General features: G+C 41.2%; 23 protein-coding genes and 1 pseudogene. 4 read left to right on the top strand and 20 right to left on the bottom strand.

Annotation, left to right across the window (positions count from 1 at the left end):
- The first annotated feature begins 462 nt into the window (after nt 1-462).
- Both QNN06_RS06875 and QNN06_RS06870 read left to right on the top strand, forming a co-directional pair.
- Nucleotides 463-1,062, top strand: a complete 600-nt coding sequence (locus QNN06_RS06875) for a copper resistance CopC family protein (protein WP_217035541.1) — start codon at nt 463-465, stop codon at nt 1,060-1,062.
- Nucleotides 1,062-2,150 carry a copper resistance D family protein gene (locus tag QNN06_RS06870; protein ID WP_213118173.1) on the top strand — a complete coding sequence of 363 codons (1,089 nt, stop codon included), beginning with the start codon at nt 1,062-1,064 and terminating at the stop codon, nt 2,148-2,150. The genes QNN06_RS06875 and QNN06_RS06870 overlap by 1 nt, the downstream gene beginning before the upstream one ends.
- Nucleotides 2,151-2,199: 49 nt before the next feature.
- On the opposite strand, the gene QNN06_RS06865 is transcribed toward QNN06_RS06870, so the two are convergent.
- From QNN06_RS06865 to QNN06_RS06850, 4 genes are all read right to left on the bottom strand, one after another.
- Nucleotides 2,200-4,083, bottom strand: coding sequence for an AMP-dependent synthetase/ligase (locus QNN06_RS06865; RefSeq protein WP_284037304.1), 1,884 nt, complete (start codon nt 4,081-4,083; stop codon nt 2,200-2,202).
- A gap of 64 nt (nt 4,084-4,147) precedes the next feature.
- On the bottom strand, nt 4,148-4,513 hold the full coding sequence (locus tag QNN06_RS06860) for an SCP2 sterol-binding domain-containing protein (protein ID WP_213118175.1): 366 nt from the start codon (nt 4,511-4,513) through the stop codon (nt 4,148-4,150).
- Nucleotides 4,514-4,821: 308 nt separating this feature from the next.
- A complete protein-coding gene (locus QNN06_RS06855; protein ID WP_213118176.1) occupies nt 4,822-5,424 on the bottom strand; it encodes a TetR/AcrR family transcriptional regulator in 603 nt (200 codons plus the stop codon).
- A 111-nt stretch (nt 5,425-5,535) separates the two neighbouring features.
- Complete coding sequence (locus tag QNN06_RS06850; RefSeq protein ID WP_284037303.1) at nt 5,536-6,552, bottom strand: 4Fe-4S binding protein; 1,017 nt, start codon at nt 6,550-6,552, stop codon at nt 5,536-5,538.
- A gap of 295 nt (nt 6,553-6,847) precedes the next feature.
- On the opposite strand from QNN06_RS06850, the gene QNN06_RS06845 reads away from it, so the two are divergent.
- Nucleotides 6,848-8,500 (top strand): glutamine--tRNA ligase/YqeY domain fusion protein, encoded by a 1,653-nt coding sequence (locus QNN06_RS06845; RefSeq protein WP_284037302.1) that lies wholly within the window; start codon nt 6,848-6,850, stop codon nt 8,498-8,500.
- Nucleotides 8,501-8,536: 36 nt separating this feature from the next.
- Here QNN06_RS06845 and QNN06_RS06840 read toward each other — a convergent pair whose 3' ends face one another.
- From QNN06_RS06840 to QNN06_RS06770, 15 genes are all read right to left on the bottom strand, one after another.
- The gene (locus QNN06_RS06840) at nt 8,537-9,553 is read right to left on the bottom strand and encodes a PAS domain-containing sensor histidine kinase (protein ID WP_249366685.1); all 1,017 of its coding nucleotides are present in this window, start codon (nt 9,551-9,553) and stop codon (nt 8,537-8,539) included.
- A gap of 14 nt (nt 9,554-9,567) precedes the next feature.
- On the bottom strand, nt 9,568-10,017 hold the full coding sequence (locus QNN06_RS06835; RefSeq protein WP_213118179.1) for a GAF domain-containing protein: 450 nt from the start codon (nt 10,015-10,017) through the stop codon (nt 9,568-9,570).
- Nucleotides 10,018-10,032: 15 nt separating this feature from the next.
- Nucleotides 10,033-10,686 (bottom strand): response regulator, encoded by a 654-nt coding sequence (locus QNN06_RS06830; RefSeq protein ID WP_261363802.1) that lies wholly within the window; start codon nt 10,684-10,686, stop codon nt 10,033-10,035.
- A 13-nt stretch (nt 10,687-10,699) separates the two neighbouring features.
- Complete coding sequence (locus QNN06_RS06825; RefSeq protein WP_213118180.1) at nt 10,700-11,359, bottom strand: sensor histidine kinase; 660 nt, start codon at nt 11,357-11,359, stop codon at nt 10,700-10,702.
- Nucleotides 11,360-11,505: 146 nt separating this feature from the next.
- Complete coding sequence (locus QNN06_RS06820; RefSeq protein WP_249366686.1) at nt 11,506-11,790, bottom strand: hypothetical protein; 285 nt, start codon at nt 11,788-11,790, stop codon at nt 11,506-11,508.
- Nucleotides 11,777-12,088: a hypothetical protein gene (locus QNN06_RS06815; RefSeq protein WP_213118181.1), complete on the bottom strand. Its 312-nt coding sequence runs from the start codon at nt 12,086-12,088 to the stop codon at nt 11,777-11,779. The genes QNN06_RS06820 and QNN06_RS06815 overlap by 14 nt, the downstream gene beginning before the upstream one ends.
- Nucleotides 12,081-12,272, bottom strand: coding sequence for a hypothetical protein (locus tag QNN06_RS06810; RefSeq protein ID WP_213118182.1), 192 nt, complete (start codon nt 12,270-12,272; stop codon nt 12,081-12,083). The genes QNN06_RS06815 and QNN06_RS06810 overlap by 8 nt, the downstream gene beginning before the upstream one ends.
- Nucleotides 12,262-12,786, bottom strand: a complete 525-nt coding sequence (locus QNN06_RS06805) for a Rieske (2Fe-2S) protein (RefSeq protein WP_284037301.1) — start codon at nt 12,784-12,786, stop codon at nt 12,262-12,264. Before QNN06_RS06805 ends, QNN06_RS06810 begins: the two co-directional genes overlap by 11 nt.
- Before the next feature lie 11 nt (nt 12,787-12,797).
- Nucleotides 12,798-13,361, bottom strand: coding sequence for a 4Fe-4S dicluster domain-containing protein (locus QNN06_RS06800; RefSeq protein WP_213118184.1), 564 nt, complete (start codon nt 13,359-13,361; stop codon nt 12,798-12,800).
- A 1-nt stretch (nt 13,362) separates the two neighbouring features.
- A complete protein-coding gene (locus tag QNN06_RS06795; protein WP_284037300.1) occupies nt 13,363-15,552 on the bottom strand; it encodes a molybdopterin oxidoreductase family protein in 2,190 nt (729 codons plus the stop codon).
- The gene (locus QNN06_RS06790) at nt 15,539-16,621 is read right to left on the bottom strand and encodes a hypothetical protein (RefSeq protein ID WP_213118186.1); all 1,083 of its coding nucleotides are present in this window, start codon (nt 16,619-16,621) and stop codon (nt 15,539-15,541) included. Before QNN06_RS06790 ends, QNN06_RS06795 begins: the two co-directional genes overlap by 14 nt.
- 179 nt (nt 16,622-16,800) lie before the next feature.
- Nucleotides 16,801-18,081 (bottom strand): zinc metalloprotease, encoded by a 1,281-nt coding sequence (locus tag QNN06_RS06785; protein WP_284037299.1) that lies wholly within the window; start codon nt 18,079-18,081, stop codon nt 16,801-16,803.
- A gap of 46 nt (nt 18,082-18,127) precedes the next feature.
- Nucleotides 18,128-19,333, bottom strand: a complete 1,206-nt coding sequence (locus QNN06_RS06780) for an HD-GYP domain-containing protein (RefSeq protein ID WP_213118187.1) — start codon at nt 19,331-19,333, stop codon at nt 18,128-18,130.
- A gap of 196 nt (nt 19,334-19,529) precedes the next feature.
- Nucleotides 19,530-20,771, bottom strand: a complete 1,242-nt coding sequence (locus tag QNN06_RS06775) for an ATP-binding protein (protein WP_213118188.1) — start codon at nt 20,769-20,771, stop codon at nt 19,530-19,532.
- 303 nt (nt 20,772-21,074) lie between these two features.
- A complete protein-coding gene (locus QNN06_RS06770) occupies nt 21,075-22,382 on the bottom strand; it encodes an ATP-binding protein (protein ID WP_213118189.1) in 1,308 nt (435 codons plus the stop codon).
- 287 nt (nt 22,383-22,669) lie between these two features.
- Here QNN06_RS06770 and QNN06_RS06765 point away from each other — a divergent pair.
- Nucleotides 22,670-22,741, top strand: a pseudogene (locus QNN06_RS06765) (DUF350 domain-containing protein); the annotation flags it as partial.
- 92 nt (nt 22,742-22,833) lie between these two features.
- On the opposite strand, the gene QNN06_RS06760 reads toward QNN06_RS06765, so the two are convergent.
- Nucleotides 22,834-24,330: an amidase family protein gene (locus tag QNN06_RS06760; protein WP_213118190.1), complete on the bottom strand. Its 1,497-nt coding sequence runs from the start codon at nt 24,328-24,330 to the stop codon at nt 22,834-22,836.
- Nucleotides 24,331-24,574 lie beyond the last annotated feature (244 nt).

The raw sequence follows: 24,574 nt of genomic DNA, 5'->3' as shown, positions 1-24,574 counted from the left end.
CCTCTCACTATACAGTCTTTCAACAAATTAATGTGCCGATACGTGATATATATAAAGACAAAGATAAATTTATTATAGCAGATAAACGAACATTACGTTCTTAAAATAGAACGTAATATCAAAAAATTGTATTGATAGATATCACTACAAGCAGATTAGAAACCAGATAAAATGGAATTAGAAATGGTCGATTAAGGAGTGGACTTAGAATGTGCTGTGAACACGCCTGCTCACATGAAGCTTCATGTCTGTACCTGTTTTTAAAGGGTTGAATGAAGTAGTTCGGCAAATTTTGCAAAAGGTAACAAGGAGCCAATCCTTCAGTAAAGGGGAATTCATTTCTAAGCAATCCTACAGATAATTTGACATGTTTGTGAACAATGCCGTCAAACTAATATTCATTCGGAGAAAAATGATAGAATGAACAACAAGGAAGTTAACAATATAATGGAGTTGAAAACAATGATAAAGAAAATCTCCTTCATGGTATCCATGTTGTTTTTTCTATTAGGAACGAATGTATTCGCGCACTCCCATTTGGAGGATTCCTCTCCGAAAAACGGCGAGGTGGTAACACAGGAGCTTAAAGATATTACCCTTACCTTTGAAACAAAATTAGAACAGACCAGCACCTTCACAATGAAAAATCAAAACGGTACGGAAGTCCCTCTGTCACTGGTTACTGTTGATGGCAATAAATTAGTCGGAACACCAACGGATAAATTAGAAAACGGCGGATATACTGTTCATTGGAAGATTATCGGAATTGACGGCCATCTATTAGAGGGCGATATTCCATTTACGGTACAGCTGCCTGAGGTTCAAAAAGCTGCTGCTTCAACGGAAGGCACTTCTACCGAGCAAGCATCAACGGAAAAGGCAGACAAAACTGCGGATACTCCAGTAAAAGAACAGAAAGCTAATAGTGCCTCTGTCATGGCCAAGAATGTTCAAACAGACGAACCAACCTTTAAAAACTATGTGATCCCTGCCTCTGTCGGCCTTTTAATTGTCGTCGGTGCGGGAAGCTATTGGTTACTCTATAGAAGGAAGCGTGCTTAATGTTCATAGCGAATGTCCTTAGCGAAGCCTTACTTTATTTGTGCTTTTCCATATTGTTAGGTAGTTTTATTTTACAGCTTGTTCCGGAAACGGCACGCCCTCAAATAAAAATCTCAAAAGGTCTATTGCTGACAGCAACTCTCGGAGTTGCTTTTCTTTCGTTTGTACCGGTTTTAAAAATTATTCTTTATTTGTATAAGGACCTAGGACTAGGCATGACCGTTAAATCCGTACTCCTCAACTTTGAAGTTGGAAAGTCTTGGGTCCGTACTGCTGTAATCAGCTTTATTCTGTTGATTTTTTTAATACCTATCCGCCTTGATAAAAAGCGAATCTTTTCCTTTATAGGGCTTATCTTTACCATCATTTTAATTAATGTGCGTGGTTCAGCGAGTCATGCCAGCTCCATTGCTGGATGGCAGGGTTATTTCACCCATTCGACCCATTTTCTTGCCGTTTGCACATGGATAGGAATTCTTGTCACGGTCAGCTGGTTTTCAAAAAATCACGCCAATTGGCAGCGGTTCTTAAAGTGGTTTACCCCTGTAGCAGGGGCTTGTTTAGTCCTGATTGCCCTGACAGGATTTGACTTAATGAGCTATACGATGAATGAAGGTGATTATGTCAATTCGTGGTCTTTATCTTGGGGACAGGCACTATTGCTTAAACATTTAGCCATTGCTCCGCTGTTGGCGTATGCTTTTATTAACAGCATCCTGATTCGGAAAAAACTATCAAGTGACTCGGCATTTAATCCGCTGCCTTGGACTCGGCTTGAAAGTGTTGTCGTGTTACTGATCTTTTCAATGACAGGGGCACTTGGCCAGGAATCGCCTCCGCATAATATCCAAACAACCCTTTCTGAGTCTGGTTATTCACCGCTTTTTACCTTTATTCATGATGGCAAGGTTGCATTTCCGCTTCATTTTTCACCTGGTCTCATGTCAATTGGGCTTTTCATATTAGCATTCATTTTTTTGGGAATGATCATCTTAACCTTTACCAAAAAGGCGCCAAAAATGATGTCCATTATCACGAGTATCTTGTTTATCCTTGCTGGATATTTAGCTTTAATGCTGGCTGTTTAATGTCCAATATAAAATTAGCGTGAACCGATGATGGTTCACGCTTTTGGTTTTAATGGCCGCTGCCTCGCTCATGACTGACCGATAATCCAACTGCTGCTTCGTTAGCGGCAATCCGCATATCCATAAAGCTTTCCTCCGAGTAAGCATGTTCGATAACGTCCTTGTATTTTTTCTGAATTTCCGGCAGGCGGACCTTTAAGGAAGGGGTTAGTTCACCATCATCAACCGTCCACTCCTTGCCAATAATGACCACCTTTTTTGGCTGTTCATACTTGGCAAACTTATTCGTGAATTTGGCCACTTCCTTTAATAACAAGTGTTGCACTTCCGGCTCTCTTAGCAGCTGTTCGATATTTCCGGAAAGTCCTTTCTTTTCTGCCCATGGTAAAAGATTCTCCAGGCTTGGGGTGATTAAGGCAATGACATACTTTTTGTCCTGGCCAACGAGTACCGCATTTGATATATAAATACTTTGGGTCATGGCATTTTCTACTGGCTGCGGGGCGACATTCTTTCCTGTCGTCAGGACAATAATCCGTTTTTTCCTGTCGACAATTTTTAAATAGCCTTCTTCATCGATACTGCCGATGTCACCAGTCTTAAACCAGCCATCTTCGAATACCTCTGCAGTTGCTTCTTCATTCTTGTAATAGCCCTTCATAACACTTGGGCCTTTTACTAATACCTCACCATCCGGAGCAATTTTGATTTCCAGATTCGGAAGCGGTTTGCCAACCGTCCCTACCTTTGAACGGACCATCGGATTTGTACAGACGACAGGCGCTGTTTCCGTCAGGCCATAGCCTTCAAGAGCAGGAATATCAACAGCCCAGAAGAACTTGCCGATTTCTGGATTCAAAGCACCTCCTCCAGAAATAAGCCCTCTTACTCTGCCGCCAAGCTTATCTTTAATCTTTTTGTAGACAAGGGCATTGGCAATCTTCCAACTGCGCTTGATTTCTTTAGGGAGGAAGCCTTCTTTCATGAAATCATCAAAACTTTTGCTTAAATAATGCTCGTATTTTTTCAAACCCACTCCAATTGCCCATTTAAATATTTTCTTCCGCAATGGCGTACCGGATTCGACCATTTTCTGGGCAGTTGCATATACTCGTTCAAACAGGAGCGGCACACTTACTAACACAGTTGGCCTGACCTCCAAAAGGTTTTCTTGAACCTTTTCAATTCCTTCAGCATAAGCGATGGTTGAGCCGACTGATAATGGCATGAATTGCCCAGCCATCCGCTCGAACACGTGGGACAGCGGCAAATGGGAAAGCATCACATCGGATGGTCTTGCTTCAAGCACCCAGAATTGGACCCCTTCGATGTTAGCCAGTATATTGCCGTGTGAGAGCATTACTCCTTTCGGATTGCCTGTTGTTCCTGACGTGTGGATAATCGTGGCGAGGTCGTCTCTGGTCAGTTCATCCCAATTTGCTTCCCAATTATCTAATGGATTGACAGAACCAAGCTGGGCCAAATGCTGCAGTGATAGAAGGGTGTCTGTTTCGGTGAAGTTCTTAGGTGTGAAGATAAGCGCCGTTTTCATGGGAACGCTCCCATTTTGAAGCACCTTTTTTAAATAGTTTTCATCTTGGACAAAAATAAAGGTGCAATCGGCATTATTTAAAATATACTCGACCTGATCATTTGGAAGCGTTGAGTGGATGGGCACGCTGACAGCCCCCAGACTTATAATGGCCAAATCGGCTACCGGCCAGTAGGGGTTATTTTCTGATAATATCGCAATCTTATCATTTCGTTTTACACCAAGATGGGCAAGGCCTGCTGCAACCTGTTTCACTTTTTCCCAAAAGGTAAAATAGCTGATTCCATGCCAAATCCCATTTTGCTTCCATAAAAATGCATCCTTATCTGCATAGCGGCGGGCGGTGCTGGCAACGGCTTCCACTAAATTATTCGCCTTCATTGGTGACCTCCTATCAAATTTAGATTTTAAAGAAAACCCGGTAAAATTACCGGGCCGCTTAATCTTACAAACTGTCTTTTACGTTATATTGACGAAGAATGCTTTCAATCTTTAAGGCCTTACCCATATCCCCTTTAATTTTCAGCTTGCCGGTCATGAATGCCATCGTGCCGTTTAATTTGCCGAGCATGAATTGGTGGAAACTTCCCAAAGACATAATCAAAGTACAGTCCGCTGGTGTTTCAGAGCCTTCCTTGACCGCTGACTTGCCATCTTGGAATTGAAGCTGGTATGTGCCGCCGTCATCGCCTGTTATGTCAAATTGATAGGTTGCTTGGAAGCCCTCAATCGGACCGGAATTCCCATTCAATGTTTCCTCAATTTTTTTCATTAAATCTGCTAAAGAATATTCTTCAATTGTTTTTGACATGATTATTCCCTCCTAAAATAGATATAAAGTATTAGTGGTCCGGAAGCTTTATTGGTATCATATTCTTCTCCGCCCAGAAGGTTCTGTTCTGTGTCAAAGCAGTCCTTAAATACACCATCGTTATATTTAAAAGAAACCGATCCGCTTTGCCTCCTTTGAACAGATGAAGCTGAATTTTCAGATATTTTTATGATACCAATACGTATCAGTATTATACAACCGAAAAATTTCGATGCTTTTCGACATTCCCCCTTTGCATATGTTGTTTTCCTTCGCATTCGGGAAAGAATGCCAAAAAAAAGCACCCGTTAATTAGTTAAATTAACGAATGCTGAGATGACTATTCGGTTGAGAAGCCGGGCTAAATCATCATAATGGTAAGGACTGTCATCCTTTCCTTTATAGTTTTGTACGACTACTTCATTTATAGCTCCAATCATGGCCTGGGATACGATATGTAGTTCCGTCTCGGAAGCAGTTTCAGGAAGGTAGCCTCGGACCGTTTGAAACATCAGCTGCGCAAAGCGGCGATGGGCCTCACTTCTGGCCATCTCGACGTCTTGGGAAACACCCACAGACTCCACCAGCATTAAATTAGCCACTTTCACGTCAGTAAAACATATCTCGATATAGCGGCGAATTCCTACGTACGCCTTATAAGCTGTCCGGGTTTCCTTGTCAATGGCCAGGTTTACCTCTTGAAGTATTTCGGTTGCCACCACGTCAAAGAGGTTGGCCAATAATTCTTCCTTGCTGTTAAAATGCTGGTAAAAGGTTGTTTTTGAGACTCTTGCCATCTCGACAATATCAAGAACTGAGGTGTTTTTATACCCCTCATTTGTAAATAGAACTAGTGAGGAATAAAGGATTTTTTCCTTCGCTTCCTTTGGCATTTCCGTAACAAAAAGCATCAATAAATCAGTCCAATCTATTTACTACCTGTTCATATGAGTTGTCTTAATTTTAAAAGATATTTTTCTATTTAACAAGAAACAGTTTTTCAAAAAAAATAATGCTGCTTCTTAGTGGCCAACATAGTTTGCATCCGGAATCAATTGCTGCCATTCTTTATAGGTGATAATCGTGTCCCAGTGGCCGGTTATTTTTGCAACAACAACTACAATGAAGAACAGTGCAAGAAAGCCAACAGGTATAAACCATTTATTTACCTTTTTGTTCACTACCGTCATGTTCAATGTATCCTTAATAGGGCAAGCCTCCACACAGGACATGCAGGCGTTGCAATTTGGCGAAGCGACAACCTTTTTTGTATGAACTTTGATTCTTTGCGGACATACCTTTGTACACATTTCACAGTTCGTACAGGTATCTTCATTACGGCGCACCTTTGTAATTCTGAATAGGGAGCCAAGACCGATCATTGCGCCATATGGGCAAAGGAAGCGACACCAGAAGTTTCTGAAAAATGAGGACAGGACAAAAATCACTAAGATGACCTTCAAAGCAAAACCGCCGATGTTTAAAAAGAACAGCAGCATTTTTACATCAGAAATTTTATTATACGGTTCATCTAAAAATGCCTTTGCCTCAAACGTCGGCATCGCAAGAATCATGCTGATGAAAAAATACAGGAGCAAATATTTTAACGGAGTTAATATCCAAGTCAGCCAAGTTGGTATCTCAAAATTCTTTTTAAAAAGCTTTCGCCCAAACCAGGCAGTTATTTCACTAATAGTTCCAACTGGACAGAACCAGCTGCAAAACGATTTGCGAAAGATAAGCCCCGAACCGATAAAAAAGGCAAATAAGACAAGTCCGGCGGGGTGAATCCTATCAAATTCGCCGCTTGTCAGCCAAACCTTCAACGCTACCAAGGCGCTAATTGGAAGGAACCCCTCGACTGCCGATGGACGTTCAATAAAAGGCTTTTCCCCAAGCGTTTCAAAGTGCATATAAAACTGATAGAATCTTAGTCCAACATATAACAAAAATAAAAGGAAAATTGCTAGAACAGCATATCGTGTTATTTGAACAGGCTTCCGTTTCAACTGTTTCTTGTACCAGGCTTTTGACTTCATAAAGTTCCCTCCGTTCCTCATATCTTAACTATAAGGAACAGGAAAATATGGATATGTGATTTTAATCATCGCATTTATGTATTTCATAAAGCTGTCAAATTAGCGACTACATTCTGTCAAATATTTTTTATTATTCTTAGACTCCAGAGAACCGACGGGTTTTGCGGTCCGCCGCTATCTTTTTCCGATTACCACCTTTCTACCTGTTTTTCGGATGAAATGATGGGAACAATGGAAAAATATCAGTATTTATGTTATGAATAATAAGTAGATACGATGAAAGAGGTTGAAAAGGATGGATAATCAAACATCTAACTTTATTAAGGATATAATGATAAAAGATTTGGAATCAGGCAAGCACGACAAAATCGTGACCCGTTTCCCGCCTGAACCAAACGGCTATTTACATATTGGCCATGCCAAATCCATCATCTTAAATTTTGGCTTGGCGGATGATTTTAACGGACTGACTAACTTGCGCTTTGATGACACGAATCCATTAAAAGAAGATATTGAATATGTAAACTCTATCAAAGAGGACGTCAAATGGCTCGGCTTTGAATGGGACGACTTATTATTTGCCTCCAACTATTTTGAGGAAATGTACAACCGCGCTGTCCTGCTAATCAAAAAAGGGCTTGCTTACGTTGATGACTTAAGTGCCGATGAAATTCGTGAATATCGAGGAACCCTGACTGAGCCTGGTAAGGAAAGCCCGTATCGGGACCGTTCAATTGAAGAGAATCTCGACTTATTTGAACGGATGCGTGCTGGTGAGTTTAGTAACGGTGAAAAGGTGTTACGTGCGAAAATCGATATGGCTTCGCCGAATATTAACCTGCGCGACCCGGTTATTTACCGCATTTCTCACGCCACACATCATAATACAGGCGATAAATGGTGTATCTATCCGATGTATGCATTCGCTCATCCGCTCGAGGATGCAATTGAAGGAGTTACCCACTCTATCTGTACGATTGAGTTCGAGGATCAGCGTCCACTTTATAATTGGGTTGTTGAACAATGTGAGATGGAGAACACACCGCAGCAAATCGAATTTGGCCGCTTGAATTTAACCAATACCGTAATGAGCAAGCGGAAGCTGAAGCAGCTAGTTGATGAAGGGTTTGTTGATGGCTGGGATGACCCACGCATGCCGACCATTTCGGGAATGCGCAGAAGAGGCTTCACCCCTGAGTCCATCCGGGCGTTTGTTCGCGAAACGGCTGTTACCAAAAATAATGCTACAGTTGATGTGGAAATGCTCGAGCACTTCGTCCGCGAGGATTTAAAATTAAAGGCGCCGCGGACAATGGGCATTATCAACCCTTTAAAGGTTGTCATTACCAATTACCCTGAGGGCCAAATCGAATTGTTAGACGCGGAAATCAACCCAGAAAATCCGGATATGGGCATGCGGAAAATACCTTTCTCCCGCGAGATTTATATCGAGCAGGATGATTTTATGGAAAATCCGCCGGCAAAGTACTTCCGTCTCTTCCCTGGCAATGAGGTCCGTCTGAAGCATGCGTATTTCATTAAATGCGAGGAAATTGTTAAGGATGCAGATGGTAAAGTGGTTGAGCTACGATGCACCTATGATCCTGAAACAAAGAGCGGTACGGGCTTTACTGGCAGAAAAGTAAAAGGCACCATCCACTGGGTGGAAGCAACCCATGCCGTTCCTGCTGAATTCCGTCTTTACGAACCGTTGATTTTGGACGAGACTGAGGAAGAGGAAGGCACGACTTTCCTTGATAAAGTGAATCCAAATTCGCTTGAAGTTCACCAAGGCTATGTTGAGCCAAACATGAAGGAATCCCAGCCGCATGACAAATTCCAATTTTTCCGGCATGGTTATTTCAATGTTGATCCTAAGGATACCTCGTATGGTGAAAAGCTTGTGTTTAACCAGATTGTTTCACTTAAGAGCTCATTTAAACTATAATAAAGAGGCTGGCACAAAATTGTGTCAGCCTTTCATTTAGTCTTTTGTTATTGGTACTTCTAAGATTATTTTCGTCCCATTTCCAAGGGAGGTATTAATCGTAAGGGTCCCGCCAACAGAACGAGCCCGTTCATCCATACTGAAAAGGCCGACTCCCGGGGATTGCGTCCCCAAATCAAACCCTTTCCCCTTATCTTCAACCATTACCCGTACAACATTGTCCATTTCCCTTACTGTTACGGAAGCATTTAAAACCTCAGCATATTTCCGAATGTTTGTCAGGGCTTCCTGGATTATTCGATAAATCGTCAATTCAATACTGATGTCAAGGCGCCGGTTTAACGCACAATCAAAATAGACGTCAATATTATAATGATTGGAATACCGAGAAAGATAAGAGCGAATCGCCGGAATTAAACCTAGGTCATCCAAGACGGACGGCCTCAGTTCCCAAGAGATTTCCCGGATTTCTTCAATTAATTGGGTCGCTTCCTCCTGCATCTGCTCCAAGAGAGGATGGTCCATCTCTGACAACAAGCGGTTAATAGTAATCAGGTGGCTGTAGAGATTCTGACCAATCCCATCGTGGAGATTTCGCGATAAGCGCTTCCTCTCCTCTTCTTGAACATCGATTATCCGCGTCATCATTTTTTGCAGTTCCTGCTCCACCCGCTTGCGTTCGGTAATTTCATAACGAATCGCCAAATACTGATACGGCCTGCTATTATCGTTTAAAAACGGTACAATCGTCGTATCAACCCAATAATAGGTCCCGTCCTTGGCTTTATTACAAATCTCGCCCTTCCACACCTGGCCGCTGCCAATCGTTCTCCACATCTCTTTAAAAAATTCTTTTGAATGATGTCCCGAATTGATGATACGGTGATCCTGCCCAATCAGTTCTTCTCTAGAAAATTTAGATATTAGGCAAAACTGGTCGTTAACATATGTAATCATCCCCCTCGCATCGGTGATGGCAACAATTGAGGAGGCATCAAGGGCAAATTTGTAATCCGTCAATTCATTTCTTGTTTGCTGTAAATCCTTGTCCATTTCCATCCCCCGCATCAAAATAAATGCTCCTTTATTAGCTGTTCGAGAGCTTGGGCAGATTCAGCCATCTTTTCCTGCTCCTCTTCTGCAAAAAAGTACTCCTCTCTTTTTCCAATAAGGAGCACTCCCTTTGGTATGCCACTAAAAAATAAAGGGACCGCATAAGTAGCCACAAGTTTTTCAGCAAGATTAATGGGATAATCCGTAACTTTTCCTATGATGGAGTTTGGAAAATTTGTGATCATCATAGGGCTGCCGCTTGATATAATTTTTCCTGCGATTCCTTTTCCGAAACGGACCGTTATTCGTTTGTATTTATCGTTTAAATTTCCTGAAGCGTAATGCCACCTGACATCAGGACCTGATTCATTTTGCAGGGCAAGCCCGACAAAATCGCAGCCGATTTCAGCTCTTAACCGCTCACAAACTATAACCAATTCTGGGAGTTCCCTTAACTCTGACATCTACGCACGTTCTCCTTAAATGCCATATCCCAATAGCCCCTTCCTAACGGCATACTCGACCAGCTCTGGCCGAGTTTTTAGCTGTAATTTCTCCATCAGATTGCTTTTATGGGTTTCGACGGTTTTGACACTGATAATCAGCTGTTCGGCAATCTCTTTATTAGAGTACCCCTTAGCAATGAGTGTGAGCACTTCTTTTTCCCGTTCGGACAACAGATTGTACGTATCATTACCGTCCTGCTTTACGCCTGCTAAATATTCCTCCATCAAGCGCTTTTGTGCGGACGGATGCAGGTAGGCATCTCCTCGAGCCACCGATTCAATCGCGGACATTAATTCATCATGCGGTGCGCTTTTTAAAATACAGCCGCTTGCGCCGCCTTGAATGGCACGAAATAGGTATTCTTCATCAGCATGCATCGTTAAAATTAAAATATTCACTTCCGGCATTTGCTTTTTTAATTCCGTTGTTGCCGTTAGGCCGTCTTTTCCATGCGGCATGCTTAGGTCCATGACGACCACATTCGGTTTTAGCTTCAACGCTTTTTTGATGCCTTCATTGCCTTCAGATGCTTCTCCGACTACTTCCATTTCAGGATTCGTTTGCAGCAGCATTTTCAGGCCGCTTCTTACCACGGCATGGTCATCTACCAACAGAATTCTTATCAATGTAAACTCCCCTTTAATTCGATAATGGAAGAGATATTTCTATCGATGTTCCTTCTCCTATATTAGAGGATATCACACACTTACCACCAATCAGAAGCATTCTTTCCTTCATCGCAGCTAGTCCTGAAGAAGGTTCATTTCCTTGGAACTCTTCAGGCTGGAATCCTTTCCCGAAATCACGGATGGTAATCTTTAGTTCAGTTTCTTTCCAGAAAAAATTCATTTTTACAATGGCTGTATCTGCGTACTTTGCAATATTGGTTAATGCTTCCTGACATACACGAAATACGGCAATCCGTTGTTTTTCCGTGATTAATTTCCCCTCACCGCTGGACTCTAACTCCACGATTATGCCAAATGTAGAGGTATAACATCGAATATAGCTTTTCATGGCCGGTAACAATCCAAGTGTTGTCAGGGCAGGCGGATGGAGTTCGACGGAGAGCAATCTAATTTCCTGGATTGTTTTTTCAATCAGCAGGTTCATTTCACTCATGTAGCTTTTCTTGGACGAGTCTTGTTCTCCTGTTGCGAGAAATTGTAAGCCTGTTAAAATACTATATAAGTTCTGGCCGACCCCTTCATGCAGTTCATGCGCAATTCTTTTGATTTCCTCTTCTTGAGAGTCAATGATATATGTGCAAACATTAGGGTTTGTTTTTAATGAATCCATTTTTACCTGCCCTCCTGTCTTCTAATTCTCAATTTAAATATATTTCGAGTTGAATTTTAAACCTATTGGCGAATTTTGGACTTCTATTGGCGAATATAACGGTCCTATTGGCGATTAAAAAAACTTATAAAAAAATTCAGGTTCTCCTAGAAGACCTGAACCTTTTTAAACGTATAGGTTAAACCACTTTCCACATTGGCAGCCGACCACAAACCAGCAGACTCCGTTACGCGGCTTGCCAAAGGCACTGCCAAAAAGTAAAAATCATCAAAATAGAAGCGGAGATGGGTTCCATCTGGGCAAAGCTGAACCTTTTTTATCGATTTGCTCACGACAGGGGCCTGGTCCCCGCCCTCCCGGTCCTGAATCACAATTTCAACTTCAGCACCGGCGAAGCGCTCCTGTATTTTCTCAATATCAATGGACGCCACAGCTATTACATCCTCTCTCAACAGGGTAGATGAACATCTTGTAGCCTTGCAGGTACTCCCAAAACTTCTCTCCCGCGTTTTTCTCGATAAACTTAATCGTTTCGTCCTCGGACACCCAATTGCTCATCCCTTTAATTTCAGCGACCACCATTTCGGCATCTTCAACGACCTTTTCTTCGAGATACCAATTTAAACGTTTCTTAGCAAACAGTGATTTTAGCAGTTCGTCAATCTCCGCAGAAAATTCTCCGGCCTGCGGGCGAACAAAGCAGAAATCAATATACGTTTCACTAGTCATTGACATTCACACCTTTTTTATAAATGATGAATGCGACCGGGAATAACAAAACATTCACAACAGCAGCGATGATGGTGTTTGTGTAATTTTCATAAAAATATTGATGCACCATGTATTGTGTAAAAATAATATTTAACATCAGCACCACAAGCAACAGTCCGACTGGAATGTAACTACGCTTCATAACGCTTCACCCCCACGGCATATACAGCGCCGTTCTCCACTTTCACATGGATTTCAGGCAATGGCCGTCTTGGCGGGCCGGCAATCGGTGCGCCTGTTTCAACATCAAATTTTCCGTGATGGCAAGGACATAGCATTTCGCCTTCATCCTTTTGCCAAAAAACAGGACATCTTAGGTGCGTGCATGCATTTTGGTACGCGACAAATTTCTTTTCCGATAAGCGAATCAAAATGGCGCTGTCGTGCTCGCCTGGAAACTGAAAATCAACAGCATCACCGACAGGAACCTTGTCTAAATCGGCAATTTTATGCTTCGGATATTTTTTATCTCCTAAACGGTTAAGCTCCTTCGCCGCCATGACTCCCCAAGGAAGTGATGAAACGGCGAACACTCCAGCGGCACCTACCAAGGTCTTCATGAAACTGCGGCGGTCCAGCTTTCTTTCATTGTTACGGTTTATATTATGAGTGTAATTATCTTCATTGAACGGGATTTTATTATTTTTATCGCTCATGGTAATCCCTCCTAGAACAGTTTTGTGACGCCCTGCAGGATTCCAGGGAGATTCACACGTACGTTAGTTTCGCCTTCTAAATATGGCATGCTGGTTACCCATTTGCCATTATCAAGGTTAAATTGCTTTTGTTTTGCTTCGATTTCTTCGTCTGTTAACCATTGCAGCGTATTGGATGGACATACGCTCGCGCACATTGGCGGGATACCGTCCTTGGTGCGATCAATACATAGGTCGCACTTATACATTAAATTCTGCTCTGTATCGAACTTTGGTATTCCATATGGGCAGGCAATTGTACAGTTTTGGCAGCCGATACATTTTTCCACAAGAGCCGAAAGAACTGCTCCTGTTTCATGGATTTGGATTGCTTGGGCCGGACAACTCCGCGCACATGCCGGATTCACACAGTGAAGGCACATTAAAGGCATCGTCTGCCGGTTTTTAAGCGGATTTACATCATAAACATAGTTGCGGTTGCGCTGCTCGTGCCCTCCGCACTGTGTGCAGGCAGCCAAGCAGGAACGGCAGCCGATACAATTTTCCAGTTCAAGATATAACCTCTTTTTTACCACTTTATTGCACCTTCTTCATTTCTAGTTTTTCAATCTGTGCGGCACATGCCTTGAATTCCGGCATCCTTGAGATCGGATCAAGGGCTGCAATTGTTAGTAGATTGATAGATTTTTCATGTCCGAAGTGGTACGGAACAAACACCGTATCTTTACGGATGGCTTCTGTGATTTTCACTTTATATTCTGCTTCCCCTCTGCGAGTGTAGAGGCGGACGTATTCTTCATGTTCGATATTATATTTTGCTGCTGTTTCTGGATGAACTTCTACATACGGTTCCGGACACATATCACGAAGGAATTGGATTCGGCGCGTCTGGTTACCTGATAGGTAATGGAATACTACACGTCCAGTAGTCAAACGTAATGGATATTCCGCATCCGGCTCTTCAGCAGGCGGACGATACGGAAGTGCACAAATTTTCGCTTTTCCATCTGGATGATAGAACTTCTTATCTAAAAACATATGCGGTGTACCAGGATCCTCTTCATCACGGCAAGGCCAGAAGACACCATCCTGTTTGTCGATTTTATCCCAAGTTGCTCCGTAGTAATCTGCGTAACCGCCTTTTGAGGCTAAACGGAATTCATCGGCTACATCTCTGGCTGTTTTTAAATGAGAGAAGTATTTTCCTCTGCCAAGTCTTTCAGAAAGCTCGACTTGGATTTGCCAGTCTGGCTTTGATTCACCAAGCGGCTCTTGTGCTTTATTTATTTTAATGATGCGGCCTTCCAAGTTTGTAACCGTACCTTCGTCCTCTGACCAAGTTACGGTTGGAAGAATGACATCCGCAAACTCTGCTGATTCTGATAGATAGAAATCGACACAGACCATAAAGTCTAATCCTTTTAATGCTTTGCGGACAAAGTTTTGGTTTGGTGCAGAAACCGCGGGATTGGAGCATAGCAGGTATAGTCCGCGAATGGTTTTTTGATCCATCAATTCAAACATTTCGTAAGCAGAAACACCTGGCTGCGGCATTTCTTCAGGGGTGATTCCCCAAACCTGACAAACTTCTTCGACATGCTTTGGATTGGTAATTTTACGGTAGCCTGGGAGCAGGTCGGATTTCTGGCCATGCTCACGGCCGCCTTGACCGTTACCTTGGCCGGTAAATGTCGCAACACCTGATTTCGGACGGCCGATTTTTCCGGTAACTAACGCCATGTTGGTATAGCCAGATACGTTGTCGACCCCTTTATGCTGCTGTTCAATACCGCGGGCAAACATGACAACCGCGTTTGGTGCTTTACCGTAAATTTCAGCAGCACGGATGATTTTCTCCACTGCAACACCGGTAATTTGACTTGTATATTCTAGTGTGAATTGGTTCACCAATTCTTTTGTTTCTTCAAAGCCATTTGTGTGTTGGTTGACGAATTCTTCATCAACATAGCCATTTTGAATCAATAGGTTCACGATTCCATTGGCCAGTGCCAAGTCTGTTCCTGGTCTTAGATCCAAGTGAACATCGGCGCGTCTCGCAATTGGAGTTTCACGCGGATCGGCAACAATCAGGTAGCCGCCTCTTTCCTGTACGTTCCAAACACGAAACATCGAAGTTGGGTGACATTCGGCTGTGTTGCTTCCGGCGATGAACAAGCAATCTGTTTCATGGATGTCAGTCCATGGCAATGTTGAACCACGGTCAACACCGAATGAACGAAGGAAGCCGCCCGCCGCACTGGACATACAGAAGCGGCCGTTATAATCGATATAGCGGGTTTGCAAAGCAACGCGTGCAAACTTACCAGTTAAATAGCATTTTTCATTGGTCATCGATACACCGCTGAATACAGACAATGTATCTTTGCCGTATTTCCCTTGCAACTCTTTAAATTTCCGAGCGATTAAATCATACGCTTCCTCCCATGAAGCTTCACGGAAACCTTTGTCTGTTCCTTTTAAGGAAGCATCGTCACGGATTAATGGTTTTAAGATGCGGTCCGGATGGTTCGTCTGCTGGTAGGCAGTTACCCCTTTTGGACACATTTTTCCAACCGTTACCGGCCAGTCATATCGGGGTTCAACCCCGATGATTTGATTTGTTTTAGTATTTACACGTAAATTCATCCCACACTGCATGCCACAATAGGCACAGTGTGTTTTAATTAATGTTTCATTTGGGTGGCGTACATTTTCGATTTCTCTAAAAAATTTATCTTTAGGGGCCTTTGTATTAACCTCTTGCATTCTGATTTGCCTCCTTGACCTTCACTTGATGGGTTGCGAATCCTGAGAATCTGGCGATACGGTACTTTCTGCGGCATGGCAAGCACAATTCCGCAAGATTAAAGCCGTCTTCCATGTTAAACTCCATGTTGTTGGTTCCCAATACTTGAATAACATCGTTCGATTGTTCGACTGATACAAATTTATCTCCGCACACTTTACATTCTTTCATATGCTGTTCTCCATAATGTTCACGGTAGTTTCTTGCCAGCACGCTCATCGGACGGAACGGAATGTGAGCAAGTTTACCGAATGGTAAGTAGATTAACGTTACGATCACTGAAAACTGGTGAATCAGCGACATTTGCGGCTGCATCCATCCATGTAAAAATACGTTTTGGACTGTTAATAATAGACCAGTTACTGAAATAAATAACAACATATAGAGCGGCAAGAAATCGTACATGAATTTTTGCTCTGCTCTTGCCTGCATATTTTTCATGCGGCGGTAAAGCGCCATGCAAACTCCTGTAATCACCATGATGGCTGAAATATTTAAAGCATTGTAAGAAAACCAGGCGATGATTCCATCTGCTTTAATCCGTACTAGATCGACTCCCATCAATACAACTGTGTAGTAGCCGTTGCCATCCATATTAAAGTACATCCAGCTGAATACGAGAGGGAATGTAACCAAGCAGGCCAACACGCAGCCCCATCCGATTAAGATATGCTGCATCCAGCGGTAGAAGCCACGTTTTTTAATGAAATCGTAAATGGCTAAATGGCTGACAGCTGTCTTCGCTGTACTTTTTCTAAAAAGAAGCTTTAAGCCTTTTTTAATAATAATTTTGGTTGGCGGTCTTTCACCCCAGGAGATGAAGCGATAGAAGAAGCCTCCTAAGAAAGTAATGGTTCCCACCATATATCCATAAAGGTTTAAGTCGATATGTGTAAACATTCTTGTACCGATAAACACTAGAATCGCCAGTCCGACCACAGTTAAAAACATCGATTTGGCAAAATGGGAAGCAAATGCATTATTGACGGTATTATCCCGTTTTTTCGCCGATTGAATAGTTGACTCCATTTTCTTGATCCTCCCTAAAAAAATAACACTATCGTTTTGTTACTATTATTGTAAGAAAAACGACAGCGTTATCTTTATCAGGGAACTCCCCCATCTAGGGGGGGAAAAACCCCTAACTATGACGGATTTTGACAAAAGTTCGTCACAAATAGAAAAGCCCCAGCATCTTGTGGCTGGAGCTAGATATTTTGCTTTTTGATGTACTTTTTTCGTAAAGAATACAGAAGCAGCAAGAACCCAATTAACAGCTGCAGTGAGGACAAGGCGGCATCCCAGAAATGATAAGTGGATGGCCCGTAGTGAAAACAGTGGTGAATCTTTGTCATGGCAAATAAGACTTGGGGAAGGTAGTAACCGAAGAATAAAGATAGCGTCAGTCCCACACCGAGCACATAAAAAATGGTATAAGTGAAAACTGTCCCCTTTTCCTCTTCAAACATTACCTCTTTTTGACGGGCCGGTTTAATAAATGTAAACAAGTTCCTAAACACCTGCTGGGCATTTTCAATGAGATTGTAGGCACCCGTCGTGTTTTCAAAAACATAATATAAATCTGTTTTCATATAGATACAGCACTGGTAGACCATCCGAATAAAGGTATCTAATACAACTAACTTCAGCACACTCAGGAAAATCCCTGATCCCACCGGAAAAATTGACTGGCCAATAAGAGCAAAAAACAGAATTACCGTATCAAAACGAAGTCCTGCTAAATACAAAACATTGCGATCCTTTGCTGGCAGCTTCCAACTAGATGACATATCCGTTTCTAATACAACTAGGAATAAGCGGTGCCCTATTTCCAATTTAGTTGGGAGTTGGTAGGCTCTTATGGCCAAAACATGCCCAAATTCATGAATTAACACTAAAAGGAAAGATAGGACGAGCCAGGCTGGGATATTCAATACCATCAGATCAAAAATAAACAAATCCTTATAATGTGGAAATAAAGATGGGTTTAACACAAACAAGACAATACAACCTAGAAACAGAACCGAATAAACGGAATTGGTGTAGCGGTTAAAGAAGAATTGCCCAAGTTTTTGGGGAACCCATAAAAAGCCTGAGTGGCTCTTTTGGGCTGTTGGAGGATCTAATTTAACACCATCCATTTCGGCTATTAGATGAAGCTCGAGAAGCTGTTGAGCAAAATCAAGTATGTCAATCTCCTCAGTCGGGTACTTTTCTTTCAGCAGCTTTTCTGTCCGCCCAAGTGACTCTCCTTTGTTCATCAAGTTTATAGCATCAATACAAACCTCAGGCATTTCATAAAATTCACCGGAAACCTCAGCTTCAACAATATAGTGTTTTTTATCTTTGCGTATCTCGATTGGTACTAGATGAAGAATAGAATTGCTTGTCAGGTTCATATAAACATCCTTTATTTTATATAATTTATGAAAAAAGGATGCTGAGCAAAAAGCAAGCATCCTAGACCATATATTTCTTACATCATCCATAAGCACCACCAGCATGTTACTTTAACTTTCTTAAGTTTGCGTATTTTCATCCTTCCACCTCCTTTTCAACCCAAAAGTTATTATGGAGCATGATTTTGTCTATTTCTTCATTAAAGGAATCATGGATTTTTTTCCATTTCGGAAATACCTTTTGAAAATTATCTACCAGTTCAGGGTCAAACTGTGAACCTTTTCCTTCTAATATCCTCTTATATGCCTCTTCAACTGATAGGGCCGACCTATAAGACCTCGTGGAGGTCATGGCATCGAAAGCATCTGCAATAGCTGAAACTCTTGCAAGGTACGGAATTTCTTCCCCCTTTAATTGATCCGGGTACCCCTTTCCATCCCAGCGTTCATGATGAGACCGAATGACTTCAATACTATGCTTAAAACCAACAATTTTCGATACGGCTTCAGCCCCTACGACTGTGTGCGCTTTGATTATTTCGTACTCTTCATTTGTAAGTCTCCCAGGCTTCATCAGTATTCGGTCAGGGATATGAATTTTACCGATATCGTGAAGTAAACATGCGTAATTAAAATCTTTTAAATCGTCTACAGAGAATTTACCGTTGATTTTTGCCAACTCTAGTGCATAGCTGGCAACCCTTTCACTATGTCCTCTTGTGTACGGATCTTTTAGTTCAAGGGTAGCGATTACGCCTTTAACCAGACCAACTAATTGCTGGTCGTATGAAGTTTTAATCGCCCTAACATAAGATTGAAACCTATTTAAAATGATGAAAGAAAAAATTGATAATACAGCTAGCAGTAATAAAGCAGATAACACATTCGGAGTTTGGATAATTAAACCTGCTATACTGTATTTTAATAATAACCCAAGGGAAACTACCTTAAAAAAGGTATTGCTTACAAATATTGGTGATAACAACAACCATAAAATTTCAACTGCATTCCCACTCTTATAGATCTCGGGTTTGCCAATAAATGAAATGACATCATTTATTAACGTTAAAGTTGTATATGATATAAAATAAACATATTTTATTTGATGCTGCCTTTGATTTTTGTACAAATAACGTGCAACAGGAATTAAAGCAAACATAAATACATAAATCCATAAGCCTAGTAAATCAGGTGTTTTATACTGCAATATTGGATTATATTTTGAAATAATACTATAAATTAAATCATATGATATGGAGATGATATAAAATAAAACAATAAACCATTTGATTGTTTGACTCTCTTCATTTAGTATATTTGGATCTATTTTTTTTGTTTTCATTTTCCAACCTCACATTAGAAATTCCATTCTTCTATCATAAGAAAAAATCTAAGTTACGGTTTTCTGCATCAGACATTTTTCCTATATTTTTGTATTTACGACACTTTTCTTCATTATAAATCATTTATTTTAATCCGAATACATATGTTTATGTATAATTAAAGAAAATTTTGTCCTGTTATCATTATTAACTCATTTAGTACTTTTGGATTAGAGGCAACTCAACTTCTACCGTTGTTCCTTTACCAAGCTTTGTTGCTATTTTTATTTCCCCTTTATGCTCCTCAATAATTTGCTTTGTTATATAGAAGCCTAAACCAGTACCATTCTCCTTAGTTGAATAAAATGGCGTACCTAGATTTTGAACAGTTTCGTCTGTAATTCCGCAACCTTCATCCTCGACAGCTACTAGCAGTTTTTCTTTATCTGCCATTTTGATTTGGATTCTGATCAACCCGCCATTCGGCATAGCTTCAATTGCATTTTTCAGTAAGTTGATAAATACCTGTTTTAATTGCTTCTCTCCACATTCAATCAATGGCAGAGGTTCTGTGACTGTCTTTTCAATTTTAATCCCGTTAACCTTAGCCTGTTGTCTCATAATTGACAAAGTATAATCAATAATTTCTTCCATACTAGTTTTTTCAAACTGTATCCTTCTCGGCTTTCCAAGGTACATCAAGTCATCGACAATGACATTAATTCTATCAATCTCTTGGATCATAATAGGATAATAATCCTTAGTTTGTAAATTGTTCTCAAACTGCAATTGCGTAAACCCCTTTAATGCTGCAAGCGGGTTTCGAATCTCGTGCCCAATCACCGTTGCCATTTGACCAATAACTGCGAGTTTTTCTTTTTGACGGAGTTCCTCATGAACGTTGGTTAAGGAATTTATATATGAATAAAATCTAATTAAGATGATATAGGCAATTGCTGAGATGGCCGTGCTAATAATAATTGGCGGCAGGACATTGGCGGTTGATAATATCAGTCCGAGTAAAATATATTTTACAACTATTCCTAATGAAGTGGTCCAAAAGTATATTTTATTTACAAATACGGGTGAAAATATGAGAAATAGAAGTTCAACAACACTTCCCGATGCAAAAGTTCGAGATGTTCCATAATACCTTAATAAATTATCGACTAAATCAATTAAAATATAGCCAAACAAGAAAAAATATTTAACTTTATACGAGTCATTCTTTTTAATAAGATACATTGACACTAGCAACAGTATTAACACTAAGGGGTAAAGCCATATTCCCAAACCAGAATTTAGAGGCTCTAATTCTCCATAATCTGTGTATCTAGGCAATATAACATTCCAGGCTAAGTCATATAAAAAGAATAAGAAATAAAATAGCCACAAAAATAACTTAATAGCCTTTTTTTCTTCATATATTAGCTTTGGACTTTTGCTGCTTATTTCCATGAGTGTTCTCCTTAACAAAGATACTATTCTAAAAATTCAAAATTCCATTCTTTCCCCATACTATTCTACCATTTTTTTAGAATAACATTATAAAAAAAAAGAAAAATACGATGATTTTCGACATTTTTTTATTGGGAAAATTTAAAGGGGGAGTCCCATTTGATTGGAACTCCCCTTTAAATTAGCTGACCTTTTTCAATTGTCCAGATGAATTATTTAATGTTGAATGCTTTCGTCCATAGCCGAAGTAGTTTAACTGAATAAAAAAACAGATGACATCAAACAAAAGGATGTCATCTGTTTTTACATTATTTTAACAACTGTCGGTTCTTCATTATTAATACTGCTAACTAACTCTTCCTTTTTACCTCCTGGAAGAACAATTGTTACCGTTGTTCCCAAACCTGTTTCACTTTGATAGAAAACTCTTCCTTTTATCGTTTCAATAATTCTTAAGGATACCGAAGTCCCCAGCCCCGTCCCCTTATCTTTGGTCGTATAAAACAATGTTCCAATCCTCGATAGTTGTTCGGGTGTCATTCCTTTTCCGTTATCAGTAATCAAAACGGAGCCATGTGTTCGGTCGGACTTTGTATGTATCGTGACAACGCCCTCCTCTGAGGTCGCTTCAATCGCATTTTTCACAAGGTTTACAAGAGCCTGTTTCAACTGATTTCGATCTGTATAAAGGCAAAAATCGGATGTGTCCAGTTCACTTTCTAGTCGTACACCCTGCTTTACAGCATAAGGTTCGAGCAGCATGACTATTTCCTTCAATATGTCTTTTAAGGCGAATTCCTCTAGTTTTTCGAATTTCGGCTTGGCAAAATTCAAGTAATCGCTAATGATCGCCTCAGCCCGTCCTAATTCACTTAAAACCAGCCCGAAATATTCATAATTCTTCCCTTTCTCATCCTGCTGCATCAATTGTAGAAATCCCTTAACCACTGTTAAAGGGTTGCGGACTTCATGGGCGATAGAAGCAGCCAGTTCACTTAATGTATTAAGCTTTTCTGCTTTCAGTATCTCTTCCTTCATTTTGGCTTTCTCAATCTGTCCCTCGTATAACTTAGCAGCAAGTGTCAGGGAACCAGTATAAATGAGCGCGAATAGCAGTAAATCCGGGATGTTGATAAATATTTTGAAGGTATTTCCGTTTAAATAATGATAAGTCAAAAGTGATAAATAACATAAAACTATTGACCAACCGCCCGATAATAAGGTGAACCGTACTCGTCTATTTGAAGAAGTATTCCAATAGCATTTTCGTAGAAGAAAAGGGACAATAGCAGTAAGAAGGCAGCCCACAATGGCAAAATAGACAGTACCTCCACCCATTATAAGGCGGGCCCCAATGATGGAGGTAATAACCATTCCGCCGGCAGCAGGTCCTGCATATAAAATGGCAAGAATAAGAGGAGCGTAGCGAAGATCCCAAATAATTCCATAATTTGAATAATTAAAGATAATGCAGGCTATCGCGGCCAGACTATGCATGATACCACTGATGATTGGTATATTCCACTTTTTCTTATGGTCAAATAAGGAGCTGCAAAGCAGGACTGGTGCTAATACGATTAACAGTTGCAAAAGAAGTTTTTCCGCCAGCATCGATATTCCTCCGAGGAATCAATTATATTATTATTACAATACGACAAAAAACAGTACTTTCCTCCTATACTTAAAAAAAATGTTGGAAAATGTCAGCGGCTGTTGCCGGTAAAGGTTCCGTAGTATACATAGCATTTGCGATCTTCATCAATCTCCCGTGAATCCATCGCAAATTCTAAAAACTTTTCTCCCCTTTATATATAGATGAAATCTGAGTGAAGGGCAGCGGAGGGGAAAACCTCTTCTAATGTCGTTTTTACAGCCCATCTGGATCACATGGAGGATTGGCTGTTGGATTTTTTTTGATGTTTTTGTCGGTTTCTATCGGTGTGGTCATCGCCGGATGTTTGACTTATTAAGTTAAAAACCGCATCTCCTCATCGTTCATAACGACCCAAGCCTCGGTCTCTTATACTTTACGGGAGTTATGCCCTCCTCCACTAAATCGAATTTAAAATATCGGATTCGATTGCACCGGGATCCATATATCTGTTTGTTCAAGCTGTGCGGCTAGAGTATACAATAAATCTTCCCGTCCCCGGGCAGCCATGAATTGTACTCCGACCGGCAGTCCATCCGGGGTGAGATGCACCGGAACTGTCATTGCCGGCTGACCGGTTAAATTGGCAAGCTGCGTAAAAGGAGTTCTCTTAAGATTATTTTTTGCTACCTGTTCGACCGTGCCGGCCTTTTTCAAAATACCGCTCAAGGATAGCTTTCCTGCAGCTGTCATCGCCAGTTTTTCCGAAGCAGTTGGCTCTAGTTCTCCGATTTTTGCTGGCGGGAAAGCAGTCGTTGGCGTCATAAAGAAGTCGTATGTTTCATGAAATGCCTCCATCGCAATGGCCGCGTTGTCCCATTCGCGAATACTTAAAACAATCTCCTCTGCCGAAGTCGCCTTCCCAACCAACCCTAAAATCCAAGTGGGCAGCTCCACATCGCTCATTTTCGCTTTCCGGCCAAGGACATCTTCTAGAGATGCCAATGTCGCAGCAACTTCCCCGAAATACATCGTTAAATAGCTTTTTGCAATTTTCCTGCCATCCACAGGCGCATCCATTTCGACCATATTATGACCCATTGATTCCAGCAACCTGGCTGTTTTATAGACTGCCTCCTGACATTCCTTGTGGACTTCAGCCCCTAAGGGAGACTGGACCGAAAAAGCAATCGTTAATTTCTCTGCTGGTCCGCCCTGTACCTGCTGAAGGTAAGAGCCTGCAAATGGCTGGGTATGAAATGCAGCCGCTTTTTCGTAAATCTTGATTTCATCAAGCATCGCCGCACTATCTCTTACAGTTCTCGAGAGGATATGGTCAACAGAAGCACCCTGCCATAGCCGACCATAAACGGGACCGACGGGTGTCCTGCCTCTGGTTGGCTTCATTCCAAAAAGACCACAATAAGAACCCGGAATCCGAATCGACCCGCCGCCATCATTTGCTCCTGCAATCGGTACCATTCCGGTTGCAACCGCCGCTGCCGAACCGCCGCTCGAACCGCCTGGTGTATGCCCTAGATTCCATGGATTTCGGGTAGGGCCATAATACTTTGGCTCAGTAATGCCCATCAAGGCAAATTCCGGTACATTCGTCTGCCCGACAAATAGGGCGCCCGTCTTACGCACTTGCTTTACATACGTGGAGTCAATTTTTGCCCGGTAGCCTTGATAAGCCTTGGACCCAGCCGTAATCTTCTCCCCTTCCACTTCTTGAGCAATATCCTTTAACAGCATCGGCACACCTGCAAAGGTCCCCTCTAAATCAACATTTTCCGCCTGTTTTTCAGCTTTATCGTAAAATTTATTAATAACAGCGTTTAGCTTGGGGTTATGTTCCTCAATAGCTTTGATGGCTTCCGAAAGCACCTCGGTCGGTTTAACTTCTTTTCTTTTTATCAATTCAGCCAATCCAAGTCCGTCATACTCTTTATAACGAAAATCCTCCATCCGCTCCCCCTCCTTTTTTAAATAAATACTTCTATTTACTATTCAAATAATCCTTTTTATAGAAATGTTTTAAAAGAGTGGATCAACATTGAAAATATTTCAATTAACCAATTGACAAATACAGGTTAATCATGTAATATTATTAATTGTGCTTTTCATTTGTGTAACTTGAAATAAATAGAGAATACACAATGTAAGAATTTTACTGGCTTTTCACTCGTGTTTTTTTTGGAAAGACTTATTC

The organism is Neobacillus sp. 114 (assembly GCF_030127045.1).
Classification (GTDB): domain Bacteria; phylum Bacillota; class Bacilli; order Bacillales; family Cytobacillaceae; genus Neobacillus; species Neobacillus rhizophilus.
This window is presented reverse-complemented; position numbering and strand designations above follow the sequence as displayed.